Genomic DNA, 26,753 nt, shown 5'->3' with positions numbered 1-26,753 from the left:
TCGAACCCGCCGGACAGTGTCGGAGTGAGCGATCACCCATTAGTGCCACCGGACCCGGGCGGTGATTCGTGCGCCTTCTCGAGGTTTGCGAGCGCCTCGCGCAGCGCGGCGGCTTCGTCTTCGCCGACCTGGCCGACGAAATGAACGAGCGCGGCGGCACGGCCACCGGACTCGGCCTGCTGCAGAGCATCGACCATCAAGCTCGCCACCAGTTCGTCACGTCCCGACACGGGCGCGTACCGATGGGCGCGGTCGTCGCGTTCCTGAATCACAAGGTCCTTCTTCGCCAACCGCTGCAGGACGGTCATCACCGTCGTGTACGCAAGTTCGCGACGCGCGGACAACGCTTCATGTACCTGACGGACGGTCTGCGGCTCATTCGTCGACCACAAATGATCCATCACCGCACGTTCAAGTTCACCAAGGCCAGCCATCCTTCGAGTCTACGTAGTCAACGACGCAATCGCGTACTACGGGGTGTCGTATTTATGTATCAAATTGTGTGTTATCCCTCATAGTTGCATGTACCAGAATGTGAGGGGGTCGGATTGGGCTGGCTGACAGACCTTTCGCTGCTCGAAGGGTGGCTCCCGCCGCTCGTCACAGTCGCCGGGGTCGCAGGCGCGTGTTGGCTGCTCTTCGGCCGCCGGTCGTGGTGGCGCAGGCGAGCCGTACCGATTGCAACGACAGCCGCCGTCGCGGTGACGATCCTGCTCTTCTTCGTCGTCGAGAAGTGGTGGCGGCCCTTCCCCGACCCGATAGCCACGGAGGTCTACGTCTGGATCGGGATCGGGATCTGCGGGCTGGCCGCGGTAATCCCGCGCGCGCTGTCGGCGGGCGGGTGGGCAGGCCGAATCGCGTCGGTGCTCGCCATGGCGGCCGTCGTCACGATGGCCGCCGTGCAGGTCAATATCGTCTACGCCGAGTTCCCCACACTGCGCGATGCGCTGGGGCTACCCGAAGAAAACCGAATCACGTTTGCCGAGGTTCCCAAGCCGACCTCGACGACTGTCCAGGGGACACCGCTTGTTTCGGTCTGGCGCAAACCTGAGGGCTTGCCGGCGGACGGCAAGGTCACGGAGGTGCCGATACCGGGCGCGAAGTCGGGCTTCGACGCGCGGGACGCGCAGATCTATCTGCCGCCGGCGTACTTCGCGAACCCGCGGCCGTTGCTTCCGGTACTGGTCATGATGGCGGGCCAGCCCGGCGAACCCGCCGACTGGCTCAAGGGCGGCAAACTCGGCGCCACGATGGACGGCTTTGCCGCCGACCACGCCGGGCTCGCGCCCGTCGTCGTCATCGCCGACGCGACGGGGTCGGAGCTCGGCAATCCGATGTGCATGGACTCGCGGCTCGGCAACGTCGCGACCTATCTCGCGACCGACGTGCCCGACTGGGTGAAAGCGAACCTGCAGGTGAACATGGACCCGAAGGCGTGGGCGATCGGCGGGCTCTCCTACGGCGGAACCTGCGCGCTCCAGATGGCGACGAACTTTCCGGACCGCTATCCGACCTTTCTGGACTTTTCCGGCCAGGTCGAGCCCACTCTGGGCGACCGTACGCGTAGCGTCGAAGCCGCATTCGGCGGCGACGAGGCGGCGTACACGAAGATCAACCCGGCGGACCTCATGAGCTCGCGCAAGTATCCGGAGTCGGCCGGCGTCTTCGCGATCGGCTCCGACGATGCCGATTTCAAGCCTGGGCAGCAGAAGATGTTTCACGCTGCGCAGGACGCCGGTATGAATGTGCATTACGCGGAATATCCAGGTGGGCACAGTTGGACGGTGTGGTCTGCCGCCCTGAGCGCACAAATCGATTGGCTGGCACAGCGATTGGGGCTTATCGCATGAACTTGGCTCGTCTCATGAAGTCGGGGCACGTCGCATGAACACTGCTGCCGTGCGGGCGCGAGTCACCGCTGCCGTCGCGCCGATACCGAGATATGGGCGACTCGCTGTGGATACCGTCCGATCCGGCGCGCGTGGTGCGCCCGTCAGCATGGGCGCGCTCGCGTTGCTGTGGGTGCTCGCGATCGCGACCGTCAGCGTGCTGCACGTCTCGTCGTGGGTGGAACGCCACTTCGCTACCGGAATCATGCCCCTCGAGCACGGTCGCTGGTGGACGCCACTGACGGCCGGGCTGTGGGCGCCGAACCTCGTGGGATATCTGGTCGCTACTGTCCTGATCTTCTTGGTGGTTGCGCCGATCGAGCGCAAGATCGGTCCGCGCCGAGTTGCCTTGGCAGCGTTGATCACCCAGATCGCCGGCGCGGCACTCGGTCTGGGTGCGGCAGCGATCGCGAAACTCGTCGACGAGAGTTGGGGCTTCCGGCTGCATCTCGGCACAGCGGTCGGGCCGACTACCTGGATCTTCGGCGTCGTGCTGGTCGCGAGTTCACAGATGGGAACGCTGTGGCGCCGCCGGGTTCGGGTCGGGCTGTTCGCGTTGCTGATCACGCTGGCGTTGTTCGCAGGCCAACTGCAGGACATCATCCGCCTCGCGGCAGCGGTTGTCGGCCTCGCCGTCGGTGTGTGGCTCGTCGGCAAGTCCGAGCGCGGCGAACACATCACAGGCACTCGTCGTGAGGGCAGGGTTCTGGTCGCGCTGATCGTCGCCGCGACCGCGATCGGTCCGGCGCTCGCGGCCCTCTCGCCGCATGCGGTCGGTCCGCTCGCCGTCCTGCGCGACCTCTTCCGTGGTACGCCGTACTCGGCGGCCGAAGTGGCCGAGATCTGCCAGGGCGCACCGGATTCGCTGGATTGCCGGCGTGGAGAGCTGGACCTGCGGTTGTCCGGTGTCGGCCCGACGATCCTCAGCCTGATGCCGTCGCTGTTCCTGCTCGTGCTCAGTGACGGCCTGCGCCGCGGGCGGCGATTCGCCTGGTACGCGAGTGTGGCGGCTCAGCTTGTCCTGCTCGGGTTGTCGATCTTCAACTTCACGATCCGGTTCGTCGACGAACTCGACAGCGAATCGTCCTTCTACGGATTCGACCCGACGACGCACTACATGACGATCGCGCCGTTCCTGACGCCGCTCGCGGTCCTCATCGTCTTGCTCGTCACTCGCAAGTTCTTCGACGTGCGAGCGCCGCGCGCGACCTACGTTCGGCTCGCACTCGCGTTGCTCACCATGACCGTCGGCCTGGCCGTCGTCTACATCGTCGGCGGGCTCGTCGCGCGTAGTGGTTTCAAGCCCGAGCCGACGCTCGGCGGACTGATCGAGGACTTCCCGGACCGGATGCTGCCGCCCGTGTATCTGCAGTGGCTGAATCCGGAATTCCTGCCGGAGAGCTGGTTCGCGACCCTGCTCTACGAGTGGACGGGCGTGGTCTTCTGGCTGTCGGTGACGGTGCTGGTGATGGCTACCTTCCTGGCGCCCGCCTACGGCGCGCTGACCGGGGCGACCGGTCGGGCACGGGAGTTGTTGCGCCGCAGTGGTGGCACGGCGCTGTCGTGGATGACGACGTGGCGCGGCAACAACTATTGGTTTGCCGAGGACGGCGACAGTTTCGTCGCGTTCCGGGTGATCGGGGGAGTAGCGCTCACCACGGGTGATCCGGTGGGTCCGCGCGACCGCTTGCGGGCCAATGTCGTCGACTTCGCCGAGTACGCAGCGGGCAAGGGCTGGACGCCGTGCTTCTACTCCGTCAGCGACGGCGTCCGCCAGATCGCCGCCGATCTGGGTTGGGGTGCGATCCAGGTCGCCGAGGAAACCGTCCTCGATTTGCAGGCCATCGCGTTCACCGGGAAGAAGTTCCAGGACATCCGGACCGCACTCAACAAAGCAAAGAAGTCCGGCGTCGAGGCGGAGTGGGTCACTTTCCACACCGCACCGCTCGAGATCAGCGACCAGATCGTGGCCATTTCCGAGGAGTGGGTCGCTGACAAGGGCATGCCCGAGATGGGTTTCACCCTCGGCGGTCTCGAGGAGGTCGACGATCCGGACGTGCGCTGCCTCATCGCCGTCGACGCGGATCGGCACGTGCACGGTGTGACGTCGTGGTTGCCCGTCTATTCCGAGGGCAGGATCGTCGGCTGGACGCTCGATTTCATGCGCCGCCGCGCGGGTGACGGGTTCCGTCCCGCGATGGAGTTCCTGATCGCGTCCGCGGCACTCAAGCTCGCGGAGGAGGGCGCAGATTTCGTGAGCCTGTCCGGAGCTCCGCTCGCAAAGGTAGAGCAGCCGGAGGGTGGGGACGGCGCGGTCGCGCAGGACTCGCTGACGGCGGCCCTCGATCGTCTGCTCGACGTGCTCGGACGTACGCTCGAACCGGTGTACGGGTTCCGGTCGCTGCTGGCGTTCAAGTCCAAGTTCCAGCCGCGCTACGAACCGATGTTCATGGCGTTCCCGGACCCGGCGGCGCTGCCGAGTATCGGCAACGCGATCGGCCGTGCATATCTGCCGGAAGTGTCCCTCGGACAGGGCATGAAGCTGATGCGGACGATCATCGACCGGTAGCGCTCTGTATGGTAAGCCTAACCTTGCTAAAGGATAGGAACCGAGGAGCCTGGATGCATCCGTCTGCAACCGCTTTTTCGATCGATAGACCACGAGCGGCGTTCGCCGAAGCGGCGACCCGATTGCGTCGGCTGTCGCCGGACTACCCGCGCGTGTACGCGGTGGCTGCGATGGCCGAGCAGGGCAAACGACGCTGGTGGGGACTGCAGGAAGGGCTCGACAGCGGTCGTGTCGACCTGATGTACCGCCGCGCGACCGCCGAGATGTCCTCGGTGAGTGCCGCCGCCGACGTGGTTGCAACATCGCTGATTCATGCCGTGATCGGCCGCGTGGTCGCTTCGCTTGTGCTCGACGGCCGGGCCTGGGATCCGGGTATCGAGAACCTGTCGATCCATCTCGACAGCGACGGTGGCATCGACTGGGCAGGTGTCGACGACACGACCATTCGACTGCTGCCGGACGACTCCCTTGCCGGCCAGACCGGTACCGTCACCGTCCCGTGCGAACAGGCGCTTGCATTGTGGACCGCACATCGGTCCATGACGGCGCTGGACGCAATCTATGAGCGGCTGTCCATGTGCGCAGACCTCGACTATCGGCGTTTCTGGGGCATCGTGGGTGAGGCAGTGGTCGGCGCTGCGACCTACGTGCCGATGCTGGGCAGCGCTCCGGCGACGGTTGGAATGCGAAGGGGCCAGGCGGTTCTCGACGCGATTGCCAATGCCGGCCGTCCCGTGCGCGGCGTCAAGGCTGCGTGACGTGCCCGAAAACGTAGCAGTTGCAAACTTAGGAAAGGCTTGCCTATACTGATCATGGGACGCAATCGGACCGTGCCGGAGTCCAGAGGGCTGCTGAGACCCCCGGTCCTTCCCGCGATGGGCCCCATGCCGGGCAGGCAAGGGGCCCATCGCTTTTCTGGTTTGCGGGGTCGTGTAGTTGTGGAAATGAACTACAACGACAGGGAGAAGCCATTGACCGAGAACGGTGACGTCCGCTTCGAGCACGGCAGCGTGACGCCTGAGCAACTCACCGCATGGGTAGCTACGGGTTTCGACGGTCGCATCGGCCTGCGATACACGGAGTTGACTCCGGATCGTGTGCGTGCCGAATTCGAGGTCACCCCCGACCTGCACCAGCCGGCCGGGCTGCTGCACGGTGGTGTCCACTGCGCGGTGATCGAATCGATCGCCAGTTGCGCCGCCGGCCTGTGGTGGGGGTCAAGGGGCAGCGTCGTGGGCGTGAACAACAACACAGACTTTCTCCGGGCCGCACGCGAGGGCATGTTGTACGGCGAGGCAAGTCCGATTCACCGCGGAAAGACCCAGCAGATCTGGGTTGTGACCATCTCCGACGCTGAGCAGCGCCTGGTTGCACGCGGGCAGGTCCGGCTGCAGAACATTCAGGGGAGCAAGGAGCTGGGGCGCTAACCCGTGCGCGGCAGGGAGTCCCTGGACTCGCTAACCGCGCACGGGTGGCGTGGCGGCCCTACAATTCCCTCACCACGCAGGAGGAGAGGGAATGCGACTGTCGCCGCACGAGCAGGAACGACTGCTGTTGAGCTATGCGGCGGAGCTTGCGCGCCGCCGTCGTGCGCGCGGCTTGCTGCTCAATCACCCTGAAGCAGTGGCGATTATCACCGATCACGTGCTCGAGGGCGCGCGCGACGGTCGGACGGTTGCCGAGCTGATGTCGTCGGGGCGCGAGGTGCTCACGCGCGCCGACGTCATGACGGGCGTACCGGAAATGCTCAAAGACGTACAGGTCGAAGCAACGTTTCCGGACGGCACGAAGCTGGTGACCGTCCATCACCCGATCGGGTAGGACCCATGATTCCTGGCGAAATACTGTGTGCCGAAGGCACGATCGAACTCAACCCGGGGGCGCCGCGAACGGCCGTCGAGGTCCGCAATCTCGGCGACCGCCCCGTCCAGGTCGGTAGTCACGTCCATTTCGCGCAGGCGAACAAGGCGCTCGATTTCGACCGGGACGCGGCCTATGGCAAGCGACTCGACATCCCCGCGGGTACGGCGGTGCGCTTCGAACCCGGCCTGGGGCAGCTGGTTTCGCTCGTACCGCTTGGTGGAGCGCGTGCCGTCTACGGCCTCAGCCTGGACCCGCCAGGCAGATTGGACGACAAGTGACCAGCCTCCCGAGATCGCGTTACGCCGCACTGTTCGGACCCACGACGGGTGACCGCATCCGGCTGGCCGATACGGACCTGTTGGTCGAGATCACCGAAGACCGCTCCGGCGGGCCCGGAAAGGCCGGCGAGGAAGCCGTGTTCGGCGGCGGGAAAGTGCTGCGCGAATCGATGGGCCAGGCCCGTGCGACGCGCGCCGAGGGCGCACCGGACACTGTGATCACCGGTGCGGTGATCATCGATCATTGGGGAATCATCAAGGCGGACGTCGGAATTCGGGACGGCCGAATCGTCGCGATCGGCAAGGCCGGTAACCCCGACACGATGACCGGCGTGCATCCCGATCTCGTGGTCGGGCCCCCGACGGAGATCATCGTCGGCAACGGGCGCATCCTCACTGCCGGGGCGATCGACTGTCACGTCCACTTCATCTGTCCGCAGATCATGGACGAGGCTCTGGGCGGCGGAATCACGACGCTGATCGGCGGCGGTACCGGACCGGCCGAGGGCAGCAAGGCCACGACCGTCACCCCCGGCAGCTGGCACCTCGCGCGGATGCTCGAAGCGACCGACGGGTGGCCGATGAACATCGCGCTGCTCGGCAAAGGTAACACCGTCAGCGCCGAAAGTATGTGGGAGCAATTGCGCGGTGGCGCTTCGGGTTTCAAACTGCACGAGGACTGGGGATCCACGCCCGCGGCGATCGATGCCTGTCTGACCGTCGCTGACGCGGCGGGCGTCCAGGTGGCGCTGCATTCGGACACGTTGAACGAGGCGGGCTTCGTCGAAGACACGATCGCCGCGATCAAAGGCCGCGGAATCCACGCCTATCACACGGAAGGTGCCGGCGGCGGGCACGCACCGGACATCATCACGGTTGCCGCGCACGCGAATGTCCTTCCCAGCTCTACCAATCCGACGCGACCGCACACTGTCAACACGCTCGACGAACATCTCGACATGCTCATGGTCTGCCATCATCTGGACGCGTCGATTCCCGAGGACCTCGCCTTCGCGGAAAGCCGAATCCGGCCGTCGACGATCGCGGCCGAAGATCTGCTGCACGACCTCGGTGCCATTTCGATGATCGGTAGCGACTCGCAAGCGATGGGACGGATCGGCGAGGTCGTCATGCGAACGTGGCAAACCGCGCACATGATGAAACGGCGCCGTGGCGCGCTGCTCGGCGATACGCACGCCGACAACGCACGCGTTCAGCGCTACATCGCGAAGTACACGATCAACCCCGCGATCGCACACGGGCTGGAGTCCGAGATCGGGTCGGTGGAGGTCGGAAAGCTCGCCGATCTGGTCTTGTGGGAGCCGGCGTTCTTCGCGGTCCGTCCGCACCTGGTGATCAAGGGCGGCATGATCGCGTGGGCGACGATGGGCGACGCGAACGCATCCATTCCAACGCCGCAGCCTGAGCTGCCACGCCCGATGTTCGGCGCATCGCCGAAGGCGGCCGCCGCAACGTCGGTGCATTTCGTCGCGCCCCAGGCCATCGAGGACGGGCTTGCCGACCGCCTGAAATGTGATCGAAAGTTCGTTCCGGTCAACGACGTTCGCAGGCGGGGCAAAGCCGACATGCCGCACAACGACGCGCGCCCGACGATCGAGGTCGATCCCGATACCTTCACGGTCCGGATCGACGGCGAAGTCTGGGAAGAGCAGCCGGCCACCGAACTGCCGATGGCGCAACGGTATTTCCTGTTCTGATGCGCCTATCGACGTTGCTGACCTTGGCCGACTCCCGATTGCCGATCGGCGGGCACGTTCATTCGGGCGGCGTGGAAGAGGCCGTCACATCAGGCCTCGTTCGCGACATCGTGACCCTGGAAGCGTTCTTGCGCAGACGGATTCGCACATCGGGTCTCGTCGCCGGCTCGATTGCGGCGGCAGTGTGTGCCGGCCTGGAACCGGCGCTCGCCGACCTCGAGGCGGACGCGCGCACCCCGTCACCGGCGGCACGCGACGCGTCCCGCGCGCAAGGCCGCGGACTGCTGCGATTGGCCAAACAGGTCTGGAGTGGACCGGATTGGTCGAGGCTCGGCGCCCGGCCGCATCTGCCGGTCGTCTGCGGAACGGTCGGGCGAGCCGAGGATGCGAGTCCGTCGGAGACCGCGCTCGTTCTGGTTTATACGACGATGACCGGGTCGGCGACCGCCGCTCAGCGCCTGCTCGCACTCGACCCCGCCGATGTCGCATCCTGCACGTTCCGGCTCGCCGGACTGTGCGACGACACGGCGGACCTCGCTGCGAAAGCCCTCGCAGATCTGTCCGATCCGCTGCTCGACGTGCTGGCGCAGCGCCACGTCGAACGTGACCGCCCACTCTTCGTCTCGTGAATGTCGTTACCGATTGGAGTTTCCATGCCACCGCACCTGATCGACGGCCTGCCGCACACACACGCCCACGACCGGCCGAAACGGGTCCGGCAGGAGGGTGAACCGTTACGGGTCGGCGTTGGCGGGCCGGTCGGGTCGGGCAAGACGGCGCTCGTGGCAGCGCTGTGCCGGCAGTTGCGTGACGAGTTGTCGCTGGCCGTCCTGACCAACGATATCTACACCACCGAAGATGCGGATTTTCTGCGGCGCCATGCGGTGCTGCCGGACGAGCGCATTGCGGCTGTGCAGACCGGCGGTTGCCCGCATACGGCGATCCGGGACGACATCACAGCGAATCTCGACGCGATCGACGACCTCATCGAGGCCAATCCTGGCCTCGACCTGATCCTCGTCGAATCGGGGGGTGACAACCTGACGGCGACGTTCTCGTCGGGGCTGATCGACGTGCAGATCTTCGTCGTCGATGTAGCGGGTGGAGACAAGGTGCCCCGGAAGGGTGGTCCGGGCGTGACCTTTTCGGACCTTCTGGTCATCAACAAGACCGACCTGGCACCGATGGTCGGCGCCGACCTCGTCGTGATGGAAGGCGACGCGGTCCGGGTTCGGGAAGGCCGCCCGACGGTCTTGTTGTCGCTGACCGAAGATCCTGCGGCGAAGCCTGTACTCGAATGGCTGCACCAAGTCAGACATGCGTAGCTGTCTGCGCATCGTCGCGGAGAAGGGCCGACTGCCGCGGATCACTGCGCACGGCGCACTCGCGGCGCGGGTGACCGGCCCGGAAACCGTCCACCTGATCGGTGCTGCGGCGACGCCGCTCGGCGGTGACGTGATCGAGGTGCAGGTCAGCGTTGCGGCGGGCGCGCGGCTTGTGCTGCGCACGGTCGCGGCCAGCATTGCGCTGCCGGGTTCGTCGACAGTGGTCTCGCACAGCGAATGGCGGTTCGACGTAGCCGACGGCGCAACACTCGACGTCGATCCGGAACCGACCATCATTGCGGCTGCCGCCGAGCATCACGCGAAAACCATTGTGCAGCTTACTGAATCGTCCGTGGTCCGAATTCGGGAGCGTGCCCAGATCGGTCGGGCGGGGGAGGGTGAAGGACGCTGGAGCGCGACGTTGGCCGCCGACCTCGCCGGCCGGCCACTCGTCCGGCACCGCCTGGAAATCGGTGCGGGCAGTCCGGGTGACGACGTGATCTCCGCACCGCGGGCCGCCGTCGGCGAGCTCGTCTATCCGGACATACGGCCTAGTGAGGTCCGGGGTATCGACGGTGTGCGGTTGCCGCTCGCGCTCGGTGGCAGCCTGTCGACGTGGCAGGGCTCCCGTCTACCCGCCGACGTCGCTACGGTAGTCGTATGACAGATGGCAGTCGCATGCCAGACGGCCCCGATGAACAGCGGATCTTCGACGCGCACCACGTCGAGCAGGCGCGTGCCGCCGTCGACGCCGCACCCGAACTCGGCCATTGGGTCCGTCGTTTCGAACTGCTCGGAGACCCGACGCGACTGCAGATCCTGCTGGGAATGCACCGCGCGCCGGGAATCTGCGTATCGGACCTCGCGGCCGCGTTGTCCATGAGCCAGACGGCGGTATCGCAAGCGCTACGCCTGCTGCGCAACCAGGGGTGGGTCGCCGTCGAACGGGACGGCAAGAAGATGACCTACAGGCTGGACGACGAGATCGTGCATCGACTGTTGCACGATCTCGGCGCCACGCACGCGCACTAGCCCGCTGCCTGCTCCTTCGTCAGAGCCGCCGGCTCCCCGTCGGCCGATTCGACCGGTGGTGTGCCAGGTTTCGGCCCGACTGCGCCGGCCGCCTTGGCCGATTGCAGCTGCTCCATGGCGAGCCGTGAGTAGATCCAACGCTCGGTGATGGCCAGTTGACCACGTCCGCTACCGATGAACGTGATGAACCACGCGACGACCGTCGTGAAGCGGTTCTTGTGCCCGACCAGGTAGAAGAGGTGCAGGCCGAGCCACGCGAGCCAGGCGAGGAAGCCGCCGAACTCCAGCTTGCCGACCTTGCAGACCGCATTGAAGCGGGACACGGTGGCCATGCTGCCCTTGTCGAAGTACTTGAAGGGCTTGCGCTCGGCAGGGGTGTCGTTGCCCTTCAGGGACGCCTTGATGTGGTTGGTCGCGTACTTGGCGCCCTGAATCGCACCCTGTGCCATACCGGGGACGCCGGGAACCGACATCAGGTCACCGACGACGAAGACGTACGGGTGGCCTTTGACCGTGAGGTCCGGTTCGACGACCACGCGACCTGCGCGGTCCACCTCGGTGCCGTCGGATTGCTCGGCGATCATCTTGCCCAGCGGGTTGCCTTGAACGCCCGCGGACCACACCTTGCACGCACACTCGATGCGCCGCTCGGTGCCGTCCTTCTCCTTCACGGTGATGCCCATGTAGTCGACGTTGGTCACCATCGCGTTGAGCTGGATCTCCACGCCCATCCGCTCGAGCCGGTGCTGCGCCTTCAAACCGAGCTTCTCGCCCATCGGCGGGAGTACCGCGGGAGCCGCGTCCAGCAGGATCACGCGGCAATCGCGTGGATCGATGTTGCGGAACGCGCCGTCCATCGTCCGGTCCGCGACCTCGGCGATCTGTCCGGCAAGCTCGACGCCGGTCGGTCCCGCGCCGACCACCACGAACGTCATGCGCCGATCGCGTTCCTTGGGATCGGTCGTCACCTCGGCAGCTTCGAATGCACCCACGATTCGGCCGCGCAGTTCGAGGGCGTCGTCGATCGTCTTCATGCCGGGTGCGTAGGCGCCGAAGTGGTCGTTACCGAAGTACGACTGCTGTGCACCCGCGGCGACGATGAGGCTGTCGAACGGCGTGACGGTATTCATCTCCATCAACTTGGACGTGACCGTCTTGTTCGCCAGGTCGATCGACTTGACCTCGCCGAGGAGTACTTCGACGTTCTTGTTCTTCCGCAGGATCACGCGCGTCGAAGGCGCGATCTCGCCCTCGGACAGAATTCCGGTCGCCACCTGGTACAACAGCGGCTGGAACAGGTGATGTGTCGTCTTGGCAATGAGTGTCACGTCGACGTCGGCCCTCTTCAGCGCCTTCGCTGCCGTCAAGCCGCCGAACCCCGATCCGATGACGACGACACGGTGCCTTTTCTGCGTAGCTTCTACGCCCATTCTGTGACCCTCCTCCACGATCAAGCGCCGCCACACATGGGACGACCTTTGACAAAACCGTAGTCGGGATCATCCCAAACGTCCTGCCAACGTCCACATCTGCCCGTCGACAAGACGTTTCGTCACCGTTTGAATGCAGCGACCGTAGTTTCGTCTGCGGGGTAGAAGGATTCGACCGCCAATTCCGCCAACGTGACGTCCAGTGGTGTCCCGAACACCGTGGTCGTGCTGAAGAAGGCCAGCTCGGGGCCATCGCCGTCCGGGGCGAGCCGGATCGGAACGACGAGTGCCCGGGTGTCGTGCACGGTGTCGAGGTCGTCACCCGGATAGGTGCGCAGCTCGCGGTGGAGGTCGCGAAGAGCGGCGTCGCCGGTTGCCGAGATCTGGTGGGCGAGGCGGTCGAGGAGGTGCGCCCGCGTCTGCCCAAGATTTTGTATGCGGCGTGCCATTCCTTCCGGGTGCAGCGCCAGCCGCAAGACGTTGATCGGCGGCTCCAGCAGATGCATTGCGCACCCCGCCGTGAACAGCGCGACAGCCTCGTTCCCGTCGACCATGTTCCAGTGCCGGTCGACGACGACGGCGGGGTAGGGCAGGTGGCCGCGCAAAATCTTGCCTATGGCATCGGCGACTGCGGCCATCGGGATGTCGCTGAGTTGATGTTCGGCGTACGCGGGCGCGTACCCGCCTGCGAGCAGCAGCGAATTACGTTCGCGCAGTGGAATATCCAGCTGTTCGCTCAGCTTGAGCAACATCGTCTGCGTCGGCTTGGACCGGCCCGTCTCGACGAAACTCAGGTGGCGTGCCGAGACCTCGGTCCGCGTCGCGAGTTCGAGTTGACTCAGCCGCCGCTGCTCACGCCAATGCTTCAGCAGCACGCCGACCGGTTGGGGTGGGTCCTGGACCATCGTCATGCACCCGAACGTAGTCAGCCGAGGGAAGCAGCGCCATTACCTCGGAGGTAATGACATGCGGGCAGGGGGTCGGGGCCCCGAACACGTCGCTGCTCATCGAGTGCACGGTTCTTCAGGCCCGGGAAGCCGAAAACGGCTGAACAACTATGCGTTCGATGGATGAGCCACTCGACGCATCCGGTCGCCGATCTTGAATTCTCGTTGTGCGTGGTCCGGCCGAGTCCTACTGTGGCACCAGGGGCTGAAACGAGGCCGGAATGCACGAGATGTCGATTACACAGAGTGTTGTCGATGCGGTGTGTGAAGCGGCCGAAGGTCGCAAGGTGCAGTGCGTACGGCTACAGGTCGGAAAACTGTGTGCGGTGGTCCCGCACGCCATGCAGTTCTGCTTCGAACTCGCAACGGCCGGAACCGTCGCCGAAGGTGCAACCCTCGAGATCGAGGAGCCACTCGGCCGGGCGCACTGCCGTGGCTGCGATTCCGATTTCACCCTCGCCGACCTCATCCTTCTGTGTGCATGCGGAAGCGCCGATGTCGAGGTCGTTTCAGGCCGCGAACTGCGGATCACGTCTATGGAAGTGAGCTGAATCATGTGTGCTACCTGCGGATGTGGCGAAGACGAAGCGGTCATCACGGTTCTCGACGAGCGCGGCCACGGTCACGGCCACGAACACGACCACGACCACGGGCAGGTGCACGACCACATTCACGACCACTCGCACGAGCACGGACATGTGCACGACCACAGCCGGGAGCACAGCCACACACACGAGCACAGCCACACGCACGACCACGACGACCACGACCACGCTCCCGAGTTCGTCACGGTCACCCTCGAACAGAACGTCCTGGCCAAGAACGACCTCCTGGCCGAACGAAACCGGGGGTGGCTCGCCGGCCGCGGGATCGTTGCGTTGAACCTGATGAGTTCACCCGGCGCCGGCAAGACGACGTTGCTCGAGCGGACGATTCGGGAGATGCGGGGGGAGCGTCCGGTTGCGGTCGTCGAAGGTGATCAGGAGACGATGCTCGACGCCGACCGGATCAGGGCGACCGGGTGTGCTGTCGTCCAGGTCAACACTGGGGCGGGGTGTCACCTGGATGCTGAGATGTTGCAGGATGCCATGACGGCACTCGATCCGGCGTCCGGTTCGTTGCTGTTCGTCGAGAATGTCGGAAATCTGGTCTGCCCCGCTTTGTTCGATCTTGGCGAGCGCGCCAAGGTTGTCGTCATCTCTGTGACGGAAGGGACGGACAAGCCGCTCAAGTACCCCCATATGTTCGCTGCGGCTGATCTTGTCGTCGTCAACAAGATTGATCTTCTCCCGTATGTCGACTTCGACGTCGAAATGTGCGAAAAGTACGCTCGCTCAATCAATCCCGGCGTGGAAATGATCAACTTGTCGGCAACCACCGGTGCGGGAATCGACGCGTGGTACGAGTGGGTTGCAAGTCGCGCATCATAACGCCTGGATAGCGTTGACAGAACCGATCTTGAGTAGGAGATTAGTGATCAACGCCACACAAGAGGGCCGAAAATCGACTCCGGTGGCGCAGGGACCCCAGCCCAAGTCCCGGAAGGCAGCCAATCATGCCGACAAAGGAAGCAATCAAAGCCGAAGAAACCCTGATTCACGTCCTGTGGATCAATGCGGGTCTCAGTTGCGACGGCGATTCGGTGGCTCTGACAGCCGCCACTCAACCCAGTATCGAGGAGATCGCGCTCGGCGCGCTCCCCGGTTTGCCCAAGATCGCGGTGCATTGGCCGTTGATCGATTTCGAGTGCGGTCCCCAAGGCGGCGCGGACGACTTCCTGGAGTGGTTCTGGAAAGCCGATCGCGGCGAGTTGGAACCGTTCGTTTTGGTCGTCGAGGGGTCGATCCCCAACGAGCAGCTGCACGGCGACGGCTATTGGTGCGGGTTCGGTAACAACCGGGAGACCGGTCAGCCGATAACTACGAGCGAATGGCTCGACAAACTGGCGCCGAAGGCGACCGCGATCGTCGCGGTCGGCACATGCGCGACGTACGGCGGCATTCATGCAATGGCCGGTAACCCGACCGGCGCGATGGGTGTTCCCGACTACCTCGGTTGGGATTGGAAGTCCAAGGCGGGCATACCGATCGTGTGTGTTCCCGGCTGCCCGATCCATCCGGACAATCTGTCCGAGACGCTGACGTATCTGCTCTACATGGCGACCGGCCAGGCTCCCATGATTCCGCTCGACGACGCGCTCCGGCCGCAATGGCTCTTCGGGTCCACCGTGCACGAGGGCTGCGACCGCGCGGGCTACTACGAGCAGGGCGATTTCGCCGACGAGTACGGTTCGCCGAAGTGCATCGTGAAGCTCGGCTGCTGGGGACCCGTCGTCAAATGCAATGTGCCGAAACGTGGTTGGATCAACGGCGTAGGCGGATGCCCCAATGTGGGCGGTATCTGCATCGGCTGCACGATGCCTGGATTCCCGGACAAGTTCATGCCGTTCATGGACGAACCACCCGGTGGGAAGCTGTCGACGAGGGCCTCTGGACTTTATGGGTCTGCGATTCGCAACTTGCGCAAGATCACCAAGAAGACCCTCGACCAAGAGCCGCACTGGCGTGCCAAGGGAACCCAACTCACTACCGGCGCCAAGCGCACCTGGTAATTCCCTGCGCTGAAGATAGGGCAAATTCGAATGACAACGATAATTCCTAACGCTTCCAGTAAGTCGATGGGCGAAGACGGCCTTGTGGAGATGGCCTGGGACCCGATTACGCGCATCGTCGGCAGCCTCGGCATCTACACGAAGATCGACTTCAAACAGAAGGAAGTCGTCGAGTGCCACAGCACGTCGTCGATCTTCCGCGGCTATTCGATTTTCATGAAGGGCAAAGACCCGCGCGACGCGCATTTCATCACGAGCCGCATCTGCGGTATCTGCGGTGACAACCATGCGACGTGCTCGTGCTATTGCCAGAATATGGCCTACGGCGTCCAGCCTCCGGCCCTTGGCGAGTGGATCGTCAATCTCGGTGAAGCCGCTGAATACATGTTCGACCACAACATCTTCCAAGAGAACCTGGTCGGCGTGGACTTCTGCGAGAAGATGGTCGGCGAGACCAATCCGGGTGTGCTCGAGATGGCCAATCGGACCGAATCACCGCATGCCGGTGAGCACGGGCTGAAGACAATCGGCGACATCATGCGAGCGTTGAACCCGTTCACCGGCGAGTTCTATCGCGAGGCCCTGCAAGTCAGCCGCTATACGCGAGAGATGTTTTGCCTCATGGAGGGTCGCCACGTGCACCCCTCGACCCTGTATCCGGGTGGCGTCGGAACCGTTGCGACGATTCAATTGATGACCGACTACATGACCAGACTCATGCGCTACGTCGAGTTCATGAAGAAGGTCGTCCCGATGCACGACGACCTGTTCGACTTCTTCTACGAGGCAATTCCCGGTTACGAGAAGGTCGGCTTGCGGCGGACGTTGCTCGGCTGCTGGGGGTCGTTCCAGGACCCTGCTGTCTGCAACTTCAGCTACAAGGACATGGAGAAGTGGGGCCGGGCGATGTTCGTCACGCCGGGCGTCGTCGTCGACGGCAAACTTGTCACGACATCCCTGGTCGACATCAACCTCGGGATCCGAATCCTCTTGGGTAGTTCGTATTACGACGACTGGACCGACCAGGAGATGTTCGTCAAGAAGGATCCGCTCGGCAATCCGGTGGACCGCAGGCATCCGTGGAACCAGCACACGAATCCGCATCCGCAGAAGCGCGATATGGACGACAAGTACAGCTGGGTCATGTCGCCGCGCTGGTTCGACGGCACGGATCATCTTGCGCTCGACACAGGTGGCGGCCCGCTGGCGCGGCTCTGGTCGACCGCTCTGGCCGGCCTGGTCGATTGCGGGGGGTACGTCAAGTCGACCGGCAACAGTGTGCAGATCAATCTGCCGAAGACCGCGCTGAAGGGACCGGTGTCCTTCGAATGGAAGATCCCGGTGCACGGGAGCAACACGATCGAACGCGACCGTGCCCGTACCTACTTCCAGGCCTACGCGGCGGGCTGTGCGTTGCACTTCGCGGAGAAGGCGCTCGAAGAGATCCGGGCAGGCCGGACCAAGACCTGGGAGAAGTTCGAGGTCCCGGACGAAGGAATCGGCTGCGGGTTCACCGAAGCGGTCCGCGGCGTGCTGAGCCATCACATGGTGATTCGTGACGGCAAGATCGCCAACTACCACCCGTATCCGCCGACGCCGTGGAACGCGAACCCGCGGGACAGCTACGGCACTCCGGGTCCGTACGAGGACGCAGTTCAAGGTCAACCGATTTTCGAGGAGAACGACCGCGAACACTTCAAGGGCATCGACATCATGCGAACGGTGCGGAGCTTCGATCCGTGTCTGCCGTGCGGTGTTCACATGTACCTGGGTGAGGGAAAGACACTCGAGAAGCTGCATTCGCCGACGCAGTCCGTCACCGGCGAATGACAGGGGAGAGCGACTGGCGCACCGCCGGCGAACGCATCGAGTCTTTGCTCGACGCCAGTTCCGCCGGCGGTGTCGTCGCGCGTGAGCGAGCCGAAGAGTTGGTCCGCGAGGTCGTCGATCTGTATGGCGGCGGCCTCGAACGCATGATTGCGATCGCGCGCGACAACCCAGATCTGATCAGGAAGTTCGCTTCCGACGATCTTGTTGCCAGCCTGTTGCTCGTCCATGGTCTGCATCCGGAGGACGTCGAAACGAGGGTGCGTGCAGCGCTCGACAGCGTTCGGCCCTACCTTGGGTCGCACGGTGGCGACGTCGAACTGCTCGGCGTGCACGGCAGTGTTGTCCGATTGCGGCTGACCGGAAGTTGCAAGAGCTGTCCGTCGTCGTCGGTCACGTTGGAGTTGGCGGTCAAGGATGCCGTGCAGGCCGCTGCTCCGGAAACGGACGAGATCGAGGTAGTGGGCGCGGAACCGGCACCGAGCCTGATCTCGGCGGAGTCGCTGATGTCGAAGGTGCACTCGGCACCGGTGCACGTCGCGGGCTCCTGGTATGCAGTCCCCGAGCTTGCCGACCTGCTTCCAGGTGAGGTCGGCGGGTTCGTGGTCGGGGGGTTACCAATCGTGGTGTGCCGGTTGACCGACGACCTGTTTGCCTACCGGGACCGCTGCCCGTCGTGCACGAATTCGATGGCGGGTGCGGTCATGGCGCGCCGGGCCGGGGGAGCGGCCGGTGATGCGATTCTGCGGTGCCCGATCTGTCGGGCGCACTACGACATTCGGCATGCGGGCGCCGGTGTGGACGATGGGACCGACCACCTCGATCCGCTTCCGGTACTTGTCCGCGACGGTGTTCTGTCCATTGCAGTGCCGGTGACGGAGGCCGCCGGGTGACACAGAGCCGGGTGACACAGCAGGCGGGTGGTTCGCCACTCGCAGTGTTGCGGCGGATTGCCAAAGGCCCGCCGAAAGTCGCTGCGGGCGAACGTTGTGAGATGTGTGCTGTGCCGATCCAGGCCGAGCATCAGCACGTCGTGAGCATCGAGAGCCGGCAACTGATGTGTACCTGCCGCGGGTGCTATCTCTTGTTCTCGGATCAGCACGCCACGCTCCGATACCGCGCGGTACCGGAGCGCTACTTGTCTTTTCCTGATTTCGCACTCGCCCCCGGCCGCTGGGATGCCCTGGAAATCCCGGTGGCGTTGGCGTTCTTCTTTCACAATTCGGCAATGGGCCGCACGGTCGCGTTCTATCCCGGTCCGGCGGGCGCGACGGAATCCGAGCTACCGCTCGATGTCTGGAACGACGTCTGCGCCGAAAACCCCGCGCTGGCATTACTTTTACCCGATGTCGAGGCATTGCTGATCCGGGTACCGGAGCGCGGTGGCGATCCGGAGTGCTACCTCGTGCCCATCGATGCCTGCTACCAGTTGGTCGGGAGCCTGCGAAAGGTCTGGCGCGGGTTCGACGGCGGCCAGGACGCGCGTCGCGAGATCGATTCCTTCTTCGCCGATGTCGCGGGGCGTAGCCGAGTCGCGAGGTTGTCGTGACGGCACTGTCGTTCGATGTCCTCGATGTGGCACCTGCAGCTTATGCGGCGACACCGATTCTCAACGCGCGCTTACGCATTGCAGAAACCAGCGGTGCACAGATCCACACGCTTGCGCTGCGTTGTCAGGTGCGGATCGACCCGCACAAACGCCGGTACGACGACGCAGAAGCCGAAGGCTTGCAGGACCTGTTCGGGCCGCGGGAACGTTGGAGTTCCACGGTCCGGAACTTTCTGTGGATGCACGCCAGCGCAATGGTTCCCGGCTTCACAGGATCGTGCGAGGTCGATCTGCCGCTGCCGTGTACCTACGATTTCGAGGTCGGTGCAGCCAAGTACCTGCACGCGCTCCAGTCGAAGGGTGTGCCACTCGAATTCTTGTTCAGCGGCACAGTTTTCGCGAAGGGCGAGACTGGATTCAGCGTCGCGCAGGTACCGTGGGACCGGCAGGCGGCCTACGACATGCCGGTCTCGATCTGGAAAGACCTTGTACGCGAACACTTTCCGAACACGGGCTGGGTGCGGCTGGACCACGAGACGATCGCTGCGCTGGCAAAGTTCAAGTCCGACAACGGCATGCTCAGCCTCGACGATGCCATCACGCATCTGCTTCCGAAGGAAGTGACCGCATGACGACACGGGTGGGTTTGGCGAACGTTCGGGCGGTCGCAGACGCTGTTCTGTACGAGGGCTACCTCCTGTACCCGTATCGATCCACGTCGGCGAAGAATCAATCGCGTTGGCAATTTGGCGTTCTCGGCCCGCCCAGTGCCGCAGCCGACGGACTCGGCGAAGAGTCCGGTATGCGAACGCAGGTGCTGCTGCGGGGGACGGGTCGATTCACTGTCACCTTGCGATGTCTGCAGTTACAGCAGCGTCTGATCGAGCAAGCAGTCGATGGGGGATTTGTGCCGGTTGCCCAGCTGACGGTCGGTGCGACGCAGTGGGTTACGTGGGACGAGGCCGTCGAATGCGAGGTCGAGATCGGTCCCTTCGAACTTGCCGAGATGACGTCGACCTTGGCGTTGCCCGTGCAGTTCCAGGGTGGGTCGGAGTCCGAGCTACTCGCCGATGGGGCCGGACGTGTGGTGCGGCGCCGCTGGCCGTTGCGTGGTGAGGTGAACGTCAGCGCGGTTCCATGCGGCGACCTGACCCGTCTCACCGTCGCCGTGCACAACTCGGCGGTACGGGCGACGACCAAGGACGAGGCGATCAGGACGTCGTTCATCGGCGCACACATGATCATCAGTGCCGAAGGGCCGCAGTTCGTTTCGCTGCTGGAACCGCCGGACGACGCAGCGGCCGCCGTCGCCGGCTGCACCCAGCAGCGTTGCTTTCCCGTCCTCGCGGGCAGACCTGGCGATACCGACGTGATGCTCGCGTCGCCGATCATCCTGTACGACTATCCGGAGGTCGCCGAGCAGAGCAGCGGAGCGCTGTTCGATTCGACCGAGATAGACGAGATCCTCAGCCTTCGCATCATGACGCTCACCGAAGAGGAAAAAGCGCAGGCGCGCGCAACCGACCCCAAGGCAGCGGCGATCATCGACCGCTGCGAGGCCATGACGCCGCAGGACATGGCCGCACTCCACGGAGTGTTGCGCGACCCGCACGCGCGTTTGGTCCCTGAACTGGACGACGAGATCCCATGGTGGTCGGAGGAAGCCGACGGGTCCGTGCAACCGGACGTGGACGGCGTCGTCGTCGATGGTGTTCGGATCGCCAAGGGCAGCCTGGTCACGCTTCGCCCTTCGCGTCGTGCGGATGCGCACGACATGTTCTTCGCAGGTCAGACCGCCAGGGTCGCGCTCGTGCATGGCGACGTCGACGGCGAAATACACGTCGGCGTAATCCTTGTCGACGACCCCGCATCGGAGATGCACGATTGGTACGGCAGGTACCTCTACTTCGCACCGGACGAGCTGGTCCCCTTACAGGGAACTGGAACAGCGTCGGGTGAGAACACTGGAAAGGAGAGTCGACAGTGAGGATCATCGGAGAGATCGCCACCGCTGTCGTGGCGGTCGTTCTTGTCGCCGGCGTAGCGATCGGCATCAGCTCGGTTCCCGACATCAAGCGATATATGCGTATGCGGAAGATGTAAGTGGCCCAACCACTGGGTGAGTCCACACCCGATCGCCGCATTCTTGTCGCCGGCATCGGGAACATCTTCTTGCGCGACGACGGGTTCGGGCCGGAAGTGTTGCGCCGGCTCGTCTCTCGAGATCTGCCTGAAGGTGTGCGGGCGGTCGATTTCGGTATCCGGGGAGTCCATCTCGCCTACGAGTTGCTCGACGGCTGGGACGGGCTCGTGCTCGTCGATGCCGTGCCGAATCGTGGTGCCCCGGGAACGGTCCGGGCGTTCGAAGTGAACGACAGCACCAATATCGGCGTCGGCCAGTTCGATGCACATGCGATGGATCCCGGCGCCGTCTTCGCCAGTTTGCGCGCGCTCGGTGGCGAGCTGCCGCCGACCGTCGTGGTCGGCTGCCAGGTCGAGAGCGTCGACGAGGGAATCGGGCTGTCGCAAGTCGTCCGTGACTCGGTCGAGACTGCTGTGGACGCGGTGTTCGACGTCGTCGAAAGGATGGTGGCGGGATGTGTCTCGGAATCCCCGGCCAAGTAGTCCGCATGCTCGAGGGCTACGGCAACCAGTTGGCTCTGGTCGACGTGGTCGGCGAGCAGCGGCGAGTGAACATCGGGATGCTCCCTGAGGAGGTCACCCTCGAACCGGGGGACTGGATCGTCATTCACATGGGTTTCGCCATGGAGAAGGTCGACAAAGCGGGCGCCGACGCAGCTATGGCGGGTTTGGAGATGATGGGGCGCCCGCGGGACCAGTGATTCCGTGTTGCGCGAGCGCGACGTCGGGGTGCGCACGGAGTCGGCTCTTCCACGCGTTCTCGCCGTAGGTCGAGAAGATCGGATTGTCCGGGTCGTCGGTGATACCGGTTGCCCTGCGCCGAAGTGCTTTCGGTAGGTCCATTTCTGGAATCCGAGCATCGAGGGCGGGATTGAAGAAGAAAGGAATCGAGAGCCGCTGCGCACCTCTGGGTGGCGAAGAGACTCTGTGGCGTGTGGCTTTGAGGTAGCCGCCGGTCGCAACTTCAAGCAGTTCGCCCGTGTTGACGATGAATGTTCCCGGAAGTGCAGGGGCGTCGATCCATTGGCCCTGCGCCTCCACTTGGAGGCCGGTCGAATCAGGCTCCACGAGCAGGAGGGTCAGAACTCCGGCGTCCTTGTGTGCGCCGACGCCCTGCTCGCGACTATTGCTGCCCGGGTAACGGACGACTTTGGTGAGGGTCGCCGGTGCCGTCGCGAAGGCAGCGTCGAAGGTCGACGCGGGTGCGCCGAGCGCAGTTGCCCATGCGCGCAGGAGACGGAGCCCGATCGCGGCGAGCCTGCTGTTCCACTCTTCGATGGCCGGACGGAACTCGGGAAGCTCGACCGGCCACTGGTTCGGTCCCTGTAGATTCCAATAGCCTTGGGCTGCAGGCATAGCCGGACGGTCAGGTCCGATGTCGATCTGCTCCCGCCAATCGATCTGTCCGCCCGTGAGTTCGCGGCCCAGTCGCGTGTACCCGCGAAAATGCGGGCTGTGGCGCATTGCGATCCGGTCTTTCGCGTCTTGCGGAAGCTCGAAGAACCGGCGGGCGAGCTTCAGGACGTCCGTGCTCTCATCTTCGCCGACCCCGTGACCAGTGAGGTAGAAGAACCCGACCTCGTGCGCGGCGTCGCGGAGGTCGGTCCGCGTCGACTCGGAATCCAGCGTTCTCAGGTCGATGACCGGCAATTGCGTCACCCCTCGAACCTAGCCCCGGTTCGGTGGGGTGCCACCCCATGGGATCGGCTCGAGGGTAAGCCTTCCTGTCGGGTGGGTTTGACTGGCGACGACACGCGGGATGGGCCGGCAACGCCCTCTCGACGCGTGCACCCACGCCGCCCGCACCAAGACGCACCCGTTTCAGTCATCCGCAACGTCTGCAGTTGTTGTGTTTGGCTGGAGTCGTTGTGGCTGCGGATCGCTGAATCGCTTGTGCCACAACAGTATCAATTGTCACGGGGTCAAGTTTCTTGTCGGACCCCCGGCGTAGTGTCTCGAATATGAGTTCGAGTGGGGGAATCGACTGCGAGAAGGTGGACGAGCTGCTGTCCGCACTGGATGCGGTGGTCGACTCCCTGTTCGCGACCCGCACCGACACCCTGAGCACACCGGAGCGGTTGGAGTTTCTGCGCCGCGTCGAAACCGTGGCACGCCGGTTGCCCGCACTGGGCCACGAACCGATCATGCGACTGCTCGACACCCCCAGTATCGAAGTCGGGCACCGCCGCATCAAGAACGTCCTCGCCGACCTACTGCGCATCACCCCACCCGACGCCCACAAACGCATCCGAGACGCCGAAGCCCTGACCGTGCGCACCGCGATGACCGGGGAACGACTCGACCCGATCCGACCACACACCGCCGCCGCCCAATCCGCGGGCAGTATCGGGCGCGAGCATGTGAAAGTGATCGACGACTTCTTCCGCCACCTCCCCCGGGAGATCGATCTCCCCACGCGCGACGCGGCCGAGAAAACCCTGGCCGACCTCGCCACCACGCTGCGGCCCGACGAACTGCACAAAGCCGCCGACCGGTTGGATGCCTACCTCAACCCGGACGGCAGCCACGACGAACACGAACGGTCCGTGCACCGCAGCTTCCACCTCGGTAAGCAGGGTGCGAACAAACTGTCCCACGGAACGTTCACGGCCGACCCCGAACTACGCGCGTACCTGGAGGTCATTTTCGCCAAGTACGCCAAGCCTGGGATGTGCGATCCGCGTGAGGAACACCCTGTGGTGGATACCGAACCCACGCAGGAGGCGGCACGCCGGGATTCCAGGACGGTGGCGCAACGTCAGCACGATGCGTTGAAATTGGTGTGCCGCAGCATGCTCGCGTCCGGTCAGATGGGGCAGCATCGGGGGTTGCCGGTGACGGTGATCGTGACGACCACCCTCGATGATCTGCACACCGCGTCGGGGCACGGTGTCACCGGTGGTGGATCGTTGTTGCCGATGCGGGATCCGATCCGGATGGCGAGCCACGCTCTGCATTATTTGGTGGTGTTCGACAACGCGGACGGGCGCCCGCTCTACCTCGGCAGGGACAAACGGTTGGCGAGTGCGGATCAGCGGATCGTGTTGCACGCCTGCGATGGTGGGTGCACGTTCCCCGGTTGTGAGAAACCCGGGTACTGGTGTCAGTGTCATCATTGTCAGGAATGGGTAGAAAAGCAGGGCCACACCGATATTGATCAGTTGACCTTCGCGTGCGATCACCACCACTCCCTGATCGGGGATCACGGCGCCGGGTGGGCAACGATCAAAACCAACGGCCGCACCACCTGGATCCCACCCGCCTACCTGGACCCGGACCAGAAACCGAGGGTGAATCACTACTTCCACCCACACGAATACCTGACGGGCACCGACGACGATGAAGAGCAATCACGTGCGAGCTGAAGGCTTTCGTCGAGTAGCGCCTACATCGTCAGGTGCGCACCGCGGTCTGCGGCAAGGCGACGATTCGTCTGCTCCAGTTGCCAGTGGGTCCAGTACGCCAACTCGTCGGCTTGCTGTGGGGCAAGCCAGTCGCAGACGAAGTCCCAGTGCACGGCAACGATGTCACCGACGTGCAGGTGAGTCACGAACGCGCCCTGCTCGACTCGGTATCGGACTTGGCGGTCGACCGCCTCGTCGAGATACAACTGGCCGTCGAACCCAAGCGGCTTGGATCGAACCGCGAGCAGGTCGTCGCCGACCTCGAGGACCGTGCCCCAGCTGATGCGGCACGAGTCGAGGACCTGCAACGGCTGCGGCATTCCGCTGTCGAGAAGCCGCGACCACGGATAAACACCGAACACATGGAACGCGTGCGTCGGCGCCGCCTCGGCGAGGAGATTCTCGTTCAGGTGTTTCCAGTAGCTGCCGGCCTGCGACGCGAACCGGGTCAGCAGTTCGCTGCCGAACCTGGCGCGGTCGAGGTCGCAGGTCAGTTCGCTACCGGTCCAGTACGCGCGGACCACATGGTCGTCGAGTGGGTCGTCGTTCCCGCTGAGGTCGGCGATCAGCTTCTGGTACGGCCACGCACCGCTGAACTTTCGCGCGATGGCGGTGACGTCGAGGTCGACGTCGCGGCCACACGCGACCGCTTCGAGAGCTTGGGCGTCGGCAGGACCGCAGTAGCCCAAGGCATTCGGGGCATACGCATACTTCGCGAACAGGCGATGGCCCGGGGGGTGCACGTCAGACTCCTGCGCGTTGTCCGACCAGTAGCGACGTTTCGCGGTGCAGGCGGCCGAAGTTGTAGTACGCCGCACAGGCACCCTCCGGCGACACCATGCAGGTGCCGATCGGAGTTTCGGGCGTGCACGCGGTGCCGAACACCTTGCACTCCCATGGCTTGATGACGCCCTTGAGGACTTCGCCGCACTGGCAGGCCTTCGGATCGGCGACCCGGATGCCAGGCATCGAGAACCTCTCCTCGGCGTCGAACTCCGAGTAGTTGCGATGGACCTTCAGTGCACTCTGGGAGATGAAGCCGAGTCCGCGCCATTCGAAATGCGGTCGCAGTTCGAATGTTTCGGCCATCAGCTGCAATGCGGCTACGTTGCCCTCCGTCTTCACGACGCGCGTGTACTGGTTCTCGACCTCGCAGCGGCCGTCACGAATCTGCTCGAGCAGCATGTGCACCGAGGCAAGGATGTCGAGCGGCTCGAAGCCCGCCACGACCATCGGCTTTCCGTAGACCTCCGGGACGAACCGGTACGGGCGGGTGCCCACGACCGTCGACACATGCCCCGGCCCGAGGAACCCGGACAGGCGCAGGTCGGGCGATTCGAGGATCGCCTTGATCGGCGGAACGATAGTGACGTGGTTGCAGAAGACCGTGAAGTTCTTCACGCCCAACTGTTTCGCGCGAACCAGCGTGACCGCGGTCGACGGAGCAGTCGTCTCGAAGCCGACGGCGAAGAACACGACCTCCTTCGACGGGTTGTCGACCGCGATCTTGAGTGCGTCGAGCGGCGAGTACACGAACCTGACGTCCGCACCGCGGGCCTTGGCCTCGATGAGGTTTCCGCGCGAGCCCGGGACGCGCATCATGTCTCCGAACGTCGTGAAGATGACGGCGGGATGCTCGGCGAGCGACATGGCATCGTCGACCCTGCCCATCGGGATCACACAGACCGGACAGCCTGGGCCATGGACCAGTTCGACGTTGGGCGGAAGCAGGTGCTCGATACCGTGCCGGTAGATCGTGTGCGTATGGCCGCCGCAGACTTCCATGAACTTGTACTCACCGGTGGCAAGTTCGTTGATGGACTTCACCAGTGCGCGCGCGGCAGCCGGATCGCGGAATTCGTCGACGAATTTCATGTTGTGCCCTCACGCAATCTGGGAGGAGTTGAATGCGTCGATCTCGTTCACGTAATCGGCGCCCATTTTCTGGACTTGGTCGAGCGTCAGCTGGGCTTCCCGCTCGTCGATCTTCGACATTGCGAAGCCGACGTGGACCAGCACCCAGTCACCTATTTGCAAGCCTTCGTTCACGAGCAGTCGAACGCTGATGATCCGGCGAACTCCATTGACGTCGACTTTTGCGAGGTGTTGTTCGGCGTCGACGATATCCACGACTTGCCCCGGGATTCCCAAGCACATCGCGGTCTCCTT

Annotated in this window: 30 protein-coding genes; 23 read left to right on the top strand and 7 right to left on the bottom strand. The window is 64.2% G+C overall.

What is annotated here, in order from left to right; translation table 11 throughout:
* Positions 1 to 32: 32 nt before the first annotated feature.
* Complete coding sequence (locus JGU72_RS27790) at positions 33 to 434, bottom strand: BlaI/MecI/CopY family transcriptional regulator (RefSeq protein WP_199687526.1); 402 nt, start codon at positions 432 to 434, stop codon at positions 33 to 35.
* Between the two features lie 114 nt (positions 435 to 548).
* Between JGU72_RS27790 and JGU72_RS27785 the strand changes: the two genes are divergently transcribed.
* The 11 genes from JGU72_RS27785 to JGU72_RS27735 all read left to right on the top strand — a co-directional run bounded on the left by JGU72_RS27785 (position 549) and on the right by JGU72_RS27735 (position 10,674).
* A complete protein-coding gene (locus tag JGU72_RS27785; protein WP_199687525.1) occupies positions 549 to 1,850 on the top strand; it encodes an alpha/beta hydrolase in 1,302 nt (433 codons plus the stop codon).
* A 148-nt stretch (positions 1,851 to 1,998) separates the two neighbouring features.
* On the top strand, positions 1,999 to 4,458 hold the full coding sequence (locus JGU72_RS27780; protein ID WP_233533142.1) for a bifunctional lysylphosphatidylglycerol flippase/synthetase MprF: 2,460 nt from the start codon (positions 1,999 to 2,001) through the stop codon (positions 4,456 to 4,458).
* A 53-nt stretch (positions 4,459 to 4,511) separates the two neighbouring features.
* Positions 4,512 to 5,216 carry a hypothetical protein gene (locus JGU72_RS27775; RefSeq protein ID WP_199687523.1) on the top strand — a complete coding sequence of 235 codons (705 nt, stop codon included), beginning with the start codon at positions 4,512 to 4,514 and terminating at the stop codon, positions 5,214 to 5,216.
* Between the two features lie 186 nt (positions 5,217 to 5,402).
* Positions 5,403 to 5,885, top strand: a complete 483-nt coding sequence (locus JGU72_RS27770) for a PaaI family thioesterase (RefSeq protein WP_199687522.1) — start codon at positions 5,403 to 5,405, stop codon at positions 5,883 to 5,885.
* A 91-nt stretch (positions 5,886 to 5,976) separates the two neighbouring features.
* The gene (locus JGU72_RS27765) at positions 5,977 to 6,279 is read left to right on the top strand and encodes an urease subunit gamma (protein WP_199687521.1); all 303 of its coding nucleotides are present in this window, start codon (positions 5,977 to 5,979) and stop codon (positions 6,277 to 6,279) included.
* A gap of 5 nt (positions 6,280 to 6,284) precedes the next feature.
* Positions 6,285 to 6,599: an urease subunit beta gene (locus tag JGU72_RS27760; protein WP_199687520.1), complete on the top strand. Its 315-nt coding sequence runs from the start codon at positions 6,285 to 6,287 to the stop codon at positions 6,597 to 6,599.
* Positions 6,596 to 8,317, top strand: a complete 1,722-nt coding sequence (locus tag JGU72_RS27755; protein WP_199687519.1) for an urease subunit alpha — start codon at positions 6,596 to 6,598, stop codon at positions 8,315 to 8,317. The genes JGU72_RS27760 and JGU72_RS27755 overlap by 4 nt, the downstream gene beginning before the upstream one ends.
* Positions 8,314 to 8,946: an urease accessory protein UreF gene (locus JGU72_RS27750; RefSeq protein WP_199687567.1), complete on the top strand. Its 633-nt coding sequence runs from the start codon at positions 8,314 to 8,316 to the stop codon at positions 8,944 to 8,946. The genes JGU72_RS27755 and JGU72_RS27750 overlap by 4 nt, the downstream gene beginning before the upstream one ends.
* 24 nt (positions 8,947 to 8,970) lie before the next feature.
* A complete protein-coding gene (gene ureG / locus JGU72_RS27745) occupies positions 8,971 to 9,642 on the top strand; it encodes an urease accessory protein UreG (protein WP_199687518.1) in 672 nt (223 codons plus the stop codon).
* Positions 9,635 to 10,306 carry an urease accessory protein UreD gene (locus JGU72_RS27740; protein ID WP_199687517.1) on the top strand — a complete coding sequence of 224 codons (672 nt, stop codon included), beginning with the start codon at positions 9,635 to 9,637 and terminating at the stop codon, positions 10,304 to 10,306. The genes ureG and JGU72_RS27740 overlap by 8 nt, the downstream gene beginning before the upstream one ends.
* Positions 10,303 to 10,674, top strand: coding sequence for an ArsR/SmtB family transcription factor (locus tag JGU72_RS27735; RefSeq protein WP_374101164.1), 372 nt, complete (start codon positions 10,303 to 10,305; stop codon positions 10,672 to 10,674). The genes JGU72_RS27740 and JGU72_RS27735 overlap by 4 nt, the downstream gene beginning before the upstream one ends.
* On the opposite strand, the gene JGU72_RS27730 is transcribed toward JGU72_RS27735, so the two are convergent.
* Positions 10,671 to 12,104, bottom strand: a complete 1,434-nt coding sequence (locus JGU72_RS27730) for an NAD(P)/FAD-dependent oxidoreductase (RefSeq protein WP_199687516.1) — start codon at positions 12,102 to 12,104, stop codon at positions 10,671 to 10,673. The genes JGU72_RS27735 and JGU72_RS27730 overlap by 4 nt on opposite strands.
* Before the next feature lie 122 nt (positions 12,105 to 12,226).
* Entirely contained in the window at positions 12,227 to 13,015 is a 789-nt protein-coding gene (locus JGU72_RS27725; protein WP_199687515.1) for a helix-turn-helix domain-containing protein, read from the bottom strand.
* A 257-nt stretch (positions 13,016 to 13,272) separates the two neighbouring features.
* On the opposite strand from JGU72_RS27725, the gene JGU72_RS27720 reads away from it, so the two are divergent.
* The 11 genes from JGU72_RS27720 to JGU72_RS27675 all read left to right on the top strand — a co-directional run bounded on the left by JGU72_RS27720 (position 13,273) and on the right by JGU72_RS27675 (position 21,881).
* On the top strand, positions 13,273 to 13,602 hold the full coding sequence (locus tag JGU72_RS27720) for a hydrogenase maturation nickel metallochaperone HypA/HybF (RefSeq protein WP_199687514.1): 330 nt from the start codon (positions 13,273 to 13,275) through the stop codon (positions 13,600 to 13,602).
* A 3-nt stretch (positions 13,603 to 13,605) separates the two neighbouring features.
* On the top strand, positions 13,606 to 14,481 hold the full coding sequence (gene hypB / locus JGU72_RS27715) for a hydrogenase nickel incorporation protein HypB (RefSeq protein ID WP_199687513.1): 876 nt from the start codon (positions 13,606 to 13,608) through the stop codon (positions 14,479 to 14,481).
* Positions 14,482 to 14,606: 125 nt separating this feature from the next.
* On the top strand, positions 14,607 to 15,662 hold the full coding sequence (locus JGU72_RS27710) for an NADH-quinone oxidoreductase subunit B family protein (RefSeq protein ID WP_199687512.1): 1,056 nt from the start codon (positions 14,607 to 14,609) through the stop codon (positions 15,660 to 15,662).
* A 30-nt stretch (positions 15,663 to 15,692) separates the two neighbouring features.
* Positions 15,693 to 17,492, top strand: a complete 1,800-nt coding sequence (locus JGU72_RS27705; protein ID WP_199687511.1) for a nickel-dependent hydrogenase large subunit — start codon at positions 15,693 to 15,695, stop codon at positions 17,490 to 17,492.
* On the top strand, positions 17,489 to 18,382 hold the full coding sequence (locus JGU72_RS27700; RefSeq protein WP_199687510.1) for a NifU family protein: 894 nt from the start codon (positions 17,489 to 17,491) through the stop codon (positions 18,380 to 18,382). The genes JGU72_RS27705 and JGU72_RS27700 overlap by 4 nt, the downstream gene beginning before the upstream one ends.
* A gap of 11 nt (positions 18,383 to 18,393) precedes the next feature.
* Positions 18,394 to 19,038: a DUF5947 family protein gene (locus tag JGU72_RS27695; protein WP_199687509.1), complete on the top strand. Its 645-nt coding sequence runs from the start codon at positions 18,394 to 18,396 to the stop codon at positions 19,036 to 19,038.
* On the top strand, positions 19,035 to 19,670 hold the full coding sequence (locus JGU72_RS27690) for a DUF6084 family protein (protein ID WP_199687508.1): 636 nt from the start codon (positions 19,035 to 19,037) through the stop codon (positions 19,668 to 19,670). The genes JGU72_RS27695 and JGU72_RS27690 overlap by 4 nt, the downstream gene beginning before the upstream one ends.
* A complete protein-coding gene (locus tag JGU72_RS27685; protein ID WP_199687507.1) occupies positions 19,667 to 21,025 on the top strand; it encodes a hypothetical protein in 1,359 nt (452 codons plus the stop codon). Before JGU72_RS27690 ends, JGU72_RS27685 begins: the two co-directional genes overlap by 4 nt.
* Positions 21,022 to 21,141 (top strand): DUF6893 family small protein, encoded by a 120-nt coding sequence (locus JGU72_RS31475; protein ID WP_374101163.1) that lies wholly within the window; start codon positions 21,022 to 21,024, stop codon positions 21,139 to 21,141. The genes JGU72_RS27685 and JGU72_RS31475 overlap by 4 nt, the downstream gene beginning before the upstream one ends.
* Positions 21,142 to 21,663, top strand: coding sequence for a hydrogenase maturation protease (locus JGU72_RS27680; protein ID WP_307828629.1), 522 nt, complete (start codon positions 21,142 to 21,144; stop codon positions 21,661 to 21,663).
* Positions 21,636 to 21,881: a HypC/HybG/HupF family hydrogenase formation chaperone gene (locus JGU72_RS27675; RefSeq protein ID WP_199687506.1), complete on the top strand. Its 246-nt coding sequence runs from the start codon at positions 21,636 to 21,638 to the stop codon at positions 21,879 to 21,881. The genes JGU72_RS27680 and JGU72_RS27675 overlap by 28 nt, the downstream gene beginning before the upstream one ends.
* Here JGU72_RS27675 and JGU72_RS27670 read toward each other — a convergent pair.
* Entirely contained in the window at positions 21,838 to 22,839 is a 1,002-nt protein-coding gene (locus JGU72_RS27670; protein WP_199687505.1) for an isopenicillin N synthase family dioxygenase, read from the bottom strand. The two genes, JGU72_RS27675 and JGU72_RS27670, sit on opposite strands and share 44 nt — an antisense overlap.
* 302 nt (positions 22,840 to 23,141) lie before the next feature.
* On the opposite strand from JGU72_RS27670, the gene JGU72_RS27665 reads away from it, so the two are divergent.
* On the top strand, positions 23,142 to 24,545 hold the full coding sequence (locus tag JGU72_RS27665; protein ID WP_199687504.1) for an HNH endonuclease signature motif containing protein: 1,404 nt from the start codon (positions 23,142 to 23,144) through the stop codon (positions 24,543 to 24,545).
* 20 nt (positions 24,546 to 24,565) lie between these two features.
* Here JGU72_RS27665 and JGU72_RS27660 read toward each other — a convergent pair whose 3' ends face one another.
* The 3 genes from JGU72_RS27660 to JGU72_RS27650 are packed head-to-tail and all read right to left on the bottom strand — an operon-like array spanning position 24,566 to position 26,741.
* Positions 24,566 to 25,327, bottom strand: coding sequence for a DUF6390 family protein (locus tag JGU72_RS27660; RefSeq protein ID WP_199687503.1), 762 nt, complete (start codon positions 25,325 to 25,327; stop codon positions 24,566 to 24,568).
* A gap of 1 nt (position 25,328) precedes the next feature.
* Positions 25,329 to 26,459: a hydrogenase formation protein HypD gene (hypD, locus tag JGU72_RS27655; RefSeq protein WP_199687502.1), complete on the bottom strand. Its 1,131-nt coding sequence runs from the start codon at positions 26,457 to 26,459 to the stop codon at positions 25,329 to 25,331.
* A gap of 9 nt (positions 26,460 to 26,468) precedes the next feature.
* The gene (locus JGU72_RS27650) at positions 26,469 to 26,741 is read right to left on the bottom strand and encodes a HypC/HybG/HupF family hydrogenase formation chaperone (protein ID WP_199687501.1); all 273 of its coding nucleotides are present in this window, start codon (positions 26,739 to 26,741) and stop codon (positions 26,469 to 26,471) included.
* Positions 26,742 to 26,753: the final 12 nt, after the last annotated feature.

This window comes from Antrihabitans auranticaus, from assembly GCF_016481275.1.
Classification (GTDB): domain Bacteria; phylum Actinomycetota; class Actinomycetes; order Mycobacteriales; family Mycobacteriaceae; genus Antrihabitans.
This window is presented reverse-complemented; position numbering and strand designations above follow the sequence as displayed.

Bases quoted from the DNA above. Each gene is read 5' to 3' on its own strand.
- JGU72_RS27790 (WP_199687526.1), bottom strand. From the start codon at position 434: ATGGCTGGCCTTGGTGAACTTGAACGTGCGGTGATGGATCATTTGTGG.
- JGU72_RS27780 (WP_233533142.1), top strand. From the start codon at position 1,999: ATGGGCGCGCTCGCGTTGCTGTGGGTGCTCGCGATCGCGACCGTCAGC.
- JGU72_RS27775 (WP_199687523.1), top strand. From the start codon at position 4,512: ATGCATCCGTCTGCAACCGCTTTTTCGATCGATAGACCACGAGCGGCG.
- JGU72_RS27770 (WP_199687522.1), top strand. From the start codon at position 5,403: ATGAACTACAACGACAGGGAGAAGCCATTGACCGAGAACGGTGACGTC.
- JGU72_RS27765 (WP_199687521.1), top strand. From the start codon at position 5,977: ATGCGACTGTCGCCGCACGAGCAGGAACGACTGCTGTTGAGCTATGCG.
- JGU72_RS27760 (WP_199687520.1), top strand. From the start codon at position 6,285: ATGATTCCTGGCGAAATACTGTGTGCCGAAGGCACGATCGAACTCAAC.
- ureG (WP_199687518.1), top strand. From the start codon at position 8,971: ATGCCACCGCACCTGATCGACGGCCTGCCGCACACACACGCCCACGAC.
- JGU72_RS27740 (WP_199687517.1), top strand. From the start codon at position 9,635: ATGCGTAGCTGTCTGCGCATCGTCGCGGAGAAGGGCCGACTGCCGCGG.
- JGU72_RS27735 (WP_374101164.1), top strand. From the start codon at position 10,303: ATGACAGATGGCAGTCGCATGCCAGACGGCCCCGATGAACAGCGGATC.
- JGU72_RS27730 (WP_199687516.1), bottom strand. From the start codon at position 12,104: ATGGGCGTAGAAGCTACGCAGAAAAGGCACCGTGTCGTCGTCATCGGA.
- JGU72_RS27725 (WP_199687515.1), bottom strand. From the start codon at position 13,015: ATGACGATGGTCCAGGACCCACCCCAACCGGTCGGCGTGCTGCTGAAG.
- JGU72_RS27720 (WP_199687514.1), top strand. From the start codon at position 13,273: ATGCACGAGATGTCGATTACACAGAGTGTTGTCGATGCGGTGTGTGAA.
- hypB (WP_199687513.1), top strand. From the start codon at position 13,606: ATGTGTGCTACCTGCGGATGTGGCGAAGACGAAGCGGTCATCACGGTT.
- JGU72_RS27710 (WP_199687512.1), top strand. From the start codon at position 14,607: ATGCCGACAAAGGAAGCAATCAAAGCCGAAGAAACCCTGATTCACGTC.
- JGU72_RS27705 (WP_199687511.1), top strand. From the start codon at position 15,693: ATGACAACGATAATTCCTAACGCTTCCAGTAAGTCGATGGGCGAAGAC.
- JGU72_RS27700 (WP_199687510.1), top strand. From the start codon at position 17,489: ATGACAGGGGAGAGCGACTGGCGCACCGCCGGCGAACGCATCGAGTCT.
- JGU72_RS27685 (WP_199687507.1), top strand. From the start codon at position 19,667: ATGACGACACGGGTGGGTTTGGCGAACGTTCGGGCGGTCGCAGACGCT.
- JGU72_RS27675 (WP_199687506.1), top strand. From the start codon at position 21,636: ATGTGTCTCGGAATCCCCGGCCAAGTAGTCCGCATGCTCGAGGGCTAC.
- JGU72_RS27665 (WP_199687504.1), top strand. From the start codon at position 23,142: ATGAGTTCGAGTGGGGGAATCGACTGCGAGAAGGTGGACGAGCTGCTG.
- hypD (WP_199687502.1), bottom strand. From the start codon at position 26,459: ATGAAATTCGTCGACGAATTCCGCGATCCGGCTGCCGCGCGCGCACTG.
- JGU72_RS27650 (WP_199687501.1), bottom strand. From the start codon at position 26,741: ATGTGCTTGGGAATCCCGGGGCAAGTCGTGGATATCGTCGACGCCGAA.